This is a genomic window from Variovorax sp. 10N432 (assembly GCF_056394465.1).
In genome coordinates this window covers 1-1,395 of sequence record NZ_JBFTHX010000113.1, presented here as the reverse complement: position 1 = coordinate 1,395, position 1,395 = coordinate 1, and the positions used below count along the sequence as shown (strand labels likewise).

Here is a 1,395-nt window from a genome sequence, read left to right as displayed (position 1 = left end):
ACCGTGAATCCGCTCTCTTCCATGATCGCCAGCTTGGCATCCGCCGTGTCGGCGCCGCCGGAAATCAGCGCACCGGCGTGGCCCATGCGCTTGCCGGGAGGCGCCGTGACGCCGGCGATGAAACCGACGATCGGCTTCTTCATGTTGTCCTTGCACCAGCGCGCCGCTTCGGCTTCGTCGGGGCCGCCGATTTCGCCGATCATGATGACGGCGTCGGTGTCGGGGTCTTCGTTGAAGGCCTTCATGACGTCGATGTGCTTCAGGCCGTTGATCGGGTCGCCGCCGATGCCGACCGCCGACGATTGGCCCAGGCCGATCTCGGTGAGYTGGGCCACGGCTTCATAGGTCAGCGTGCCGGAGCGGCTGACCACGCCGATGCGGCCCTTGCGGTGGATGTGGCCGGGCATGATGCCGATCTTGATCTCGTCGGGCGTGATCAGGCCGGGGCAGTTSGGGCCGAGCAGCAGCGTCTTCTTGCCGCCGGCGGCTTCCTTGGCGCGCATCTTGTTGCGCACTTCGAGCATGTCGCGGACCGGGATGCCTTCGGTGATGCAGATCGCCATGTCGAGGTCGGCCTCGACCGCTTCCCAGATGGCGGCGGCGGCGCCGGCCGGCGGCACGTAGATCACCGACACGGTGGCGCCGGTCTGCGAGGCCGCTTCCTTGACSGAGGCGTAGATCGGGATGTTGAAGATCGACTCRCCGGCCTTCTTCGGGTTCACGCCGGCCACGAAGCAGTTCTTGCCGTTCGCGTATTCCTGGCAYTTTTCCGTGTGGAACTGGCCGGTCTTGCCGGTGATGCCTTGCGTGATGACCTTGGTGTCTTTGTTGATGTAGATCGACATGACTTGTTCCTTACTTGGCGACGGCCGCAACGACCTTCTGAGCGGCTTCCGCCATCGTGTCGGCGCTGATGATCGGCAGGCCCGAATCGGCCAGCAGCTTCTTGCCCTCGACTTCGTTGGTGCCCTTCATGCGCACSACCAGCGGCACTTGCAGGTTCACSGCCTTGCARGCCGCGATCACGCCGGTGGCGATGGTGTCGCACTTCATGATGCCGCCGAAGATGTTGACSAGGATGGCCTCGACGTTCTTGTTCTTCAGCATGATCTTGAAGGCYTCGGTSACCTTCTCGGGGGTGGCGCCGCCRCCCACGTCGAGGAAGTTGGCCGGCTCGCCGCCGAACAGCTTGATGGTGTCCATGGTCGCCATGGCCAGGCCGGCGCCGTTCACCAGGCAGCCGATGTTGCCGTCGAGGCTGATGTAGGCGAGGTCGAACTTGCTGGCTTCGACTTCGGCCGCGTCTTCCTCGTCGAGGTCGCGCAGGGCGACGATCTCGGGGTGGCGGAACAGCGCGTTGCTGTCGAAGTTGAACTTGGCGTCGAGCGCCATGAT

The 1,395-nt window shown here is 64.4% G+C and carries 1 protein-coding gene and 1 pseudogene; both read right to left on the bottom strand.

Going from position 1 to position 1,395, the window contains the following annotated elements; all coding sequences use genetic code 11:
* The coding region (sucD, locus tag AC1DF3_RS36855; protein ID WP_478142792.1) for a succinate--CoA ligase subunit alpha at positions 1 to 845 on the bottom strand (845 nt) is incomplete at its 3' end.
* Positions 846 to 855: 10 nt separating this feature from the next.
* Positions 856 to 1,395 (bottom strand): annotated as a pseudogene (gene sucC / locus AC1DF3_RS36850) (succinate--CoA ligase subunit beta); the annotation flags it as partial.